Origin of the sequence: Streptomyces anatolicus (assembly GCF_019400875.1) — a bacterium.
GTDB lineage: Bacteria > Actinomycetota > Actinomycetes > Streptomycetales > Streptomycetaceae > Streptomyces > Streptomyces anatolicus.
Map to the genome: position 1 here is coordinate 1 of NZ_WMBF01000404.1, position 5897 is coordinate 5897.

The following is a 5897-nucleotide window of genomic DNA, read 5'->3' on the forward strand; positions in this document are numbered from 1 at the left end:
CCCTGCTGGTCCGCGACCGCCGCGTCAGATCAGGTCGTCGCGGGTGACGCGGCGGTCGCGGACCAGCAGGGCGTCGCCCTCGCGGACCAGCAGGTCCTCGCAGAGCGTGCTGGCCTTGATGACGGCCTGGCCGCCGCGCGGGGTCTCGATGACCAGCGCGTAGCAGCGGGCGGACACCGTGCCCGCCTCGCGCTCCTCCACGGCGACCATGCCGAGCCAGTGGCGGCGCTGGATGCCCTGGGCCGCGTACGCGTCGGTGGCCTGCTGGGCGGCGGCGGTGATCGCGGCGCGGCCCGCGGCGGGCTCGGGGTGGGCGTTGGCGGCGAACACGCCGCCCTCGGTGAACGTCTCGGCCCACTCGCGCACCCTGCCGCTGTCGAGGAGCTGCATCTGCTGCGCGTAGAACTGCTGCACCTGGTGGTAGGTCTCGGCGGCACCGGTGCGCGTCGCCTGCTCGGCCACGGACATGGCGGGTTCCTCCCCTGTTCTCGGAATACGGATACGAGCTTCGCCCCGCGGGCTCGAACCGGCCTCGGGCAGCGGTGGACCCCCGGCGTCCACCACGGCTCGATACCGGTTCGAGGCCGGGGGGCGAGCGTGAGCGCCATTACGTCACCCGTGAGGAGAGCAGGACATGGCGCACGCCGAGCAGCACGCAGGGCAGTCGCACCCCCAGGAGGGGCCGGAGCAGCGGGTCGCCCTGGTCACCGGGGCCACCAGCGGGATCGGTCTGGCCGTCGCGCGCGATCTGGCCGCCAAGGGCCTGAACGTCTTCATCTGCGCCCGCGACGAGGAGAAGGTCGGCCTCACCGTCAAGGAGCTGCGCGAGGAGGGCCTTGAGGTGGCCGGCACGGCCGCGGACGTCCGTGACCCGGGGTCGGTGCGCGATCTGGTGGCCGCCGCCGTCGCCGCGTACGGCCGTATCGACGTCCTGGTGAACAACGCGGGCCGCAGCGGCGGCGGGGTGACCGCCGATGTCACCGACGAGCTGTGGTTCGACGTCATCAACACCAACCTCAACAGCGTGTTCCTGGTGACGCGCGAGGTGCTGCGCGAGGGCGGCCTGCGGGAGCGTGGCTGGGGCCGCGTCATCAACATCGCCTCCACGGCGGGCAAGCAGGGCGTCGTCCTCGGCGCCCCCTACTCGGCCTCCAAGCACGGTGTCGTCGGCTTCACCAAGGCCCTCGGCAACGAGCTGGCGCCGACCGGCATCACCGTCAACGCGGTCTGCCCCGGCTATGTCGAGACGCCGATGGCCGCGCGGGTGCGGGAGGGGTACGCGGCGGCGTACGACACGACCGAGGAGGCGGTGATGGCGAAGTTCACCGCCAAGATCCCGCTCGGCCGGTACTCCACGCCGGAGGAAGTAGCCGGTCTGGTCGGCTACTTGACCACGGACACCGCCGCGTCCCTGACCTCGCAGGCCCTCAACGTCTGCGGTGGCCTCGGCAACTTCTGAGTACGGCAAGACCCGCGAGAAGCCAGAGCGACCTGAGCGTCCAGAGCCGACCAGAGCAACCTGAACAAGGGGAAACGCACGTGTCCGTGACCGGAAAGCACCACACCCTGCACACCATCGACGTCGCCGCCCCGGCCGCGGCGGTGTACGGGATCGTCGCCGACGTCACCCGGTGGCCGCAGTACTTCGCGCCCAACGTCCACGTCGAGCACGTGGAGCGGGAGCCGGGCAGCGAGCGCATCCGCATCTGGGCCACCGCCAACGGCGAGGTCAAGGCGTGGACCTCGCGCCGCGAACTCGACGCGCAGAAGCTGACGGTCACCTTCCGGCAGGAGGTCTCGCAGCCGCCGGTCGCCGTCATGGGCGGGCGCTGGGCCGTCACGCCCGTGGACGAGGGCCACTGCACGCTGGAGCTGCACCACGACTTCAGCGCCGTGGACGACGACCCGGCGGGCGAGCGGTGGATCACCGAGGCGGTGGAGCGCAACAGCGCCAAGGAGCTGGCGGCCGTCAAGGAACTCGCCGAGCTGGGCGCCGAGCTGGACGATCTGGTGTTCGCCTTCGAGGACACCGTGCGGATCGAGGCCGCCGGGGCCGACGTCTTCGACTTCCTCAACCGCGCGGATCTGTGGCCCGAGCGGCTGCCGCACGTGGCCCGCCTGGACCTGCGCGAGGACGTTCCCGGCATCCAGGTGATGGCGATGGACACGCGTGCCGCCGACGGTTCGACGCACACCACCGAGTCGGTCCGGGTGGTCTTCGGCAAGGACCGCATCGTCTACAAGCAGACGACGGTACCCGCCCTGATGACCGCGCACACCGGTGCCTGGACCATCGCCGAGACCGACGGCGGCGTGTACGTGACCTCCCGGCACACCGTCACCGTCCGCGCCGACGCCGTCGAGCGCGTCCTGGGCGAGGGCCGTACGGTCGCCGACGCCCGCGCCTACCTCCACAAGGCGCTGAGCACCAACAGCACCACCACGCTGCGGCACGCCCGGGCGTACGCGGAGGGCCGCCGTGGCTGACACGCTGGACGGACTGCTCTCCCGCGCCGCGAGCGCCCACCCTCGGCGCACCGCCGTGGCCCTCTCCGGCACCGGCGAGCACCTGGACTTCGGCACGCTGGACGCTCGCGTCACCGCGGCGGCCCACGGCCTGCGCGCGCTGCGGCTCGCGCCGGGCGCGACGGTCGCCGTGGCGTCGGTCCTGCACCCGGACTTCGCCGTCGCCTACTACGCGGCGGCGCGCGCGGGCCTGGTCACCGCCGTGGTCAACCCGCTGCTGCGGGAGGAGGACCTGCTGCACGTGCTCACGCTCGGCGCCGCCGAGGTGGCCTTCGTGGACGGGCCCCTGTACGAACGCCTGAAGCCGGTCCAGCACCGGTTGCCGGGGCTGCGGCGCGTGGTGCTGATGGGCAGGGGTGGAACGCCGGAGCGCACGGCACCGGGCGCGTTCGACGGCTCGGGGCACATGGGGCTCGCGGAGCTGATCGCCGAGGGCGAGGGCGCTCCCGATGGGGAGCCGCCCGCTGCCGATCCGGACGCCGTCGTCTGCGTGCAGTTCACCAGTGGTACCACCGGGCGGCCCAAGGCCGTTCGGCTCACCCATCGCAACCTCACGCATAACGCCACCCAGATCGCGGCCGCCCACCGCGTGGACGCCTCCTCGGTCTGCCTCAACCATCTGCCGACCTACCACCCGATGCACCTCAACTCGGCGGTCGCAGCAGGCGCCACGCAGGTGCTCTGCCCGGCCGGTGACCCGGCCGAGGCCGTCGCCGCCGCCAACGCGCACCGGGCCACGCACCTCTACAGCCTCCCCGTACGGCTGATCCGTCTCGCCGCGCACCCGGACCTCCGCGCGCTCACCCTGGAGACGGTCCGGCGCATCGCCTCCGGTGGCTCCGCGCTGCCCGCCCCCGCCGCCCGCGCCCTCACCGAGCACTTCGGCATCCCCGTGCTCCAGGGCTACGGGCTCGCGGAGACCTCCCCGCTGACCCACAGCGACGACCCCGACCACCCGGTCCACGGCTCGGTCGGCCGGCCGCTGCCCGGCACCGAGTGCCGGGTGGTGGACGTGGCGAGCCGCGCGGTCCTGGCCACCGGCGAGGTGGGCGAGGTGCAGCTGCGCGGGCCCCAGTTGATGAAGGGCTACCTCGGCGGCCCCGACGGGACCGGCCTGGAGCCCGACGGCTGGCTCTCCACCGGCGATGTCGGGCGGATCGCGGACGACGGGCGGCTCTTCCTCGTCGACCGGCTCAAGGACGTCTTCAAGTGCGACAACTTCCTCGTCGCCCCCTCGGAGGTGGAGCAGGTCCTCAACCGGCACCCCCGGGTCGCCGACTCCGTCGTCGTCGACCTGCCGCACGAGTTCAGCGGCGCGGTGGCCGGCGCCCTCGTCGTCCTGACGGGTGCGGGGGAAGACGGTGACCTCCGTACCGCACTGGCCGAAGTCGTCTCCGAGGTCAACGGTCAACTCCCCTACTACCAGCAGCTCCAGCACGCCGAACCGGTCGCCGCCATCCCCCGCTCCGGCAACGGCAAGATCCAGCGCCGTGAGCTGCGGGAGCGGCTGCTCGCGTTGCGTGCACAAAGCGGCGTGACAGGCCATGCCCAGCACCCCGCCGACCCCTCCCCGACCACTCCGCCGAAGGAAACCGCCATGAGCGCACCGCAGTTCACCGTCGTCAACACCTTCACCCTCAAGGACCCGGCACGGGCCGAGGAGTTCGAGCGCCGCTTCCTCGACCACGTCCAGTGGATGCGGCAGCAGCCCGGCTTCGTCGCGCACCAGGCCGTGCGCCGCGCCGACCAGCCCGAGGTGTACGTCAACTTCGGCTGGTGGCAGACCGGCGAGCAGTTCAAGCAGGTGCTCTCCAGCGACACGTTCCAGGCACACGCGAAAGCCTTCCACGAGCTGGTCACCGTGGACGCCGACCCCTCCCTCGCCGTACTGCGCCTCGACGGCGACGGCGACGGCGACGGCCCGGACGCGGACGACGGCTCCGTGCTCGTGGTCGAGTACCTGACCGCGACCGGCGACCCGGCGGAGCTGGAGCGCGCCTACCGCGCCTACGCCGAGGAGGCCCGCACCGCGCCCGGGTTCCGCCACACCGACCTCGCCCGCTCGGTGGCCGCCCGCCCCGGCGGCTACAGCGCCCTGACCCGCTGGAGCGGCGAGGAGGCGCTGGAGGCCGCCCGTTCCGGCGCCGCCTACGCGGCCGTCCGTGCACTCGCCGACGTGACGACCGTCGTGGCCACGCCCGTCGCCGGTACCCGCGCGGCCCTGGGCGGCGGCCGTGACTGACCCGGGCCGGCTCGGTCTGGCCGGGCGGACGGCCCTGGTCACCGGGGGCACCCGGGGCGTGGGCCTCGCCATCGCCCGCAAGCTGTGCGCCGAGGGCTGCCGGGTCGTCGTCAACCACTCCCGGCCGGGGCCCGAGGCCGAGCAGGCCGTGGCGGAGCTGACGGCGGCGGGCGGTGACGCGCTGGCCATCCGGGCGGACGTACGCGAACCGGCCGCCCTCGACCGGCTCTTCGCGGAGGTCAAGGAGCGCTTCGGGCGCCTGGACGTGTTCGTGCACAACGCGGCCACGTTCCATCCCTCGCCCGCCGTGGGCGCCGACCGGGCGGGCGTCGCCGCCGACCTCGCGCTCGCCCTTGATCCGCTGCTGCACGGGGCGCCCGCCCTCGCGGAGCTGATGGCGGGCGGCGCGGGCCGCGTCGTCGCGGTCTCCAGCAGCGGCGCGCGCGCCGCCGTACCCATGTATGTGGGCCAGGGCCTGGCGAAGGCCGCCCTGGAGAGCCTGGTGCGCTATCTGGCGGTCGAGCTTGCCGGGCGGGGCATCGCCGTCAACGCGGTCTCCACGGCGAAGATCGATAAGGGAGCCGAGGGGGCTGTGACCCCCCAGCCGGAGGTGGTCGCCGCGCTCGCGGCCCGCACCCCGGCCGGGCGCCTCACGCGCCCCGAGGACGTGGCCGACGTCGTGGCGCTGCTGTGCACGGACGAGGCCGGCTGGATCCACGGCCAGGTGATCACCGCCGACGGCGGTCTGGGACTGAGGGGCTGAGCGGAGTGAGCGGAATGGGCGCCGACGCCGGAGAGAACGCGGCCGCCGAAGCGGGCGTCCGGGACTCCGTCGCCGTCGACACGGACGTGTGCGTCGTCGGGGCGGGGCCCGCCGGGCTCGTACTCGCCCTGCTGCTGCTGAAGTCCGGCGTGCGGGTCGCCGTGGTGGAGCGGGCCCGCGCCCACCAGCGGGAGTTCCGGGGCGAGATCGTGCAGCCCGGCGCCATGGCACTGCTCGACCGGCTCGGGGTGCTCGCCGGGGCGCGGGCGCGGGGCTGCCACCGGCACTCCCGCTTCCGGCTCGTCGAGCGGGAGCGGGTGCTGCTCGACATCGACTACGGCGCCCTGCCCGCCCCCTACGACCACC

Annotated in this window: 6 protein-coding genes; 5 read left to right on the forward strand and 1 reads right to left on the reverse strand. The window is 73.7% G+C overall.

All coding sequences use genetic code 11. The annotated features are described in order from the left end of the window. Positions 1-24: 24 nt before the first annotated feature. A complete protein-coding gene (locus GKQ77_RS26015; protein ID WP_219691370.1) occupies positions 25-468 on the reverse strand; it encodes a nuclear transport factor 2 family protein in 444 nt (147 codons plus the stop codon). Between the two features lie 166 nt (positions 469-634). Here GKQ77_RS26015 and fabG point away from each other — a divergent pair, with 166 nt between their 5' ends. The 5 genes from fabG to GKQ77_RS26040 form a co-directional block, all read left to right on the forward strand. Beyond that, positions 635-1459: a 3-oxoacyl-ACP reductase FabG gene (fabG, locus tag GKQ77_RS26020; RefSeq protein ID WP_219691371.1), complete on the forward strand. Its 825-nt coding sequence runs from the start codon at positions 635-637 to the stop codon at positions 1457-1459. 80 nt (positions 1460-1539) lie between these two features. Continuing rightward, the gene (locus GKQ77_RS26025; RefSeq protein ID WP_219691372.1) at positions 1540-2487 is read left to right on the forward strand and encodes an aromatase/cyclase; all 948 of its coding nucleotides are present in this window, start codon (positions 1540-1542) and stop codon (positions 2485-2487) included. Then, on the forward strand, positions 2480-4768 hold the full coding sequence (locus GKQ77_RS26030; protein WP_219691373.1) for an AMP-binding protein: 2289 nt from the start codon (positions 2480-2482) through the stop codon (positions 4766-4768). The genes GKQ77_RS26025 and GKQ77_RS26030 overlap by 8 nt, the downstream gene beginning before the upstream one ends. After that, positions 4761-5531, forward strand: coding sequence for an SDR family oxidoreductase (locus GKQ77_RS26035; protein WP_219691374.1), 771 nt, complete (start codon positions 4761-4763; stop codon positions 5529-5531). Before GKQ77_RS26030 ends, GKQ77_RS26035 begins: the two co-directional genes overlap by 8 nt. A gap of 14 nt (positions 5532-5545) precedes the next feature. Continuing rightward, on the forward strand, positions 5546-5897 hold a 352-nt coding region (locus GKQ77_RS26040), incomplete at its 3' end, for an FAD-dependent oxidoreductase (protein ID WP_219691375.1).

Excerpts from the sequence above, each read along its gene's own strand:
- GKQ77_RS26015 (WP_219691370.1), bottom strand. The coding sequence starts at position 468 with ATGTCCGTGGCCGAGCAGGCGACGCGCACCGGTGCCGCCGAGACCTAC.
- fabG (WP_219691371.1), top strand. The coding sequence starts at position 635 with ATGGCGCACGCCGAGCAGCACGCAGGGCAGTCGCACCCCCAGGAGGGG.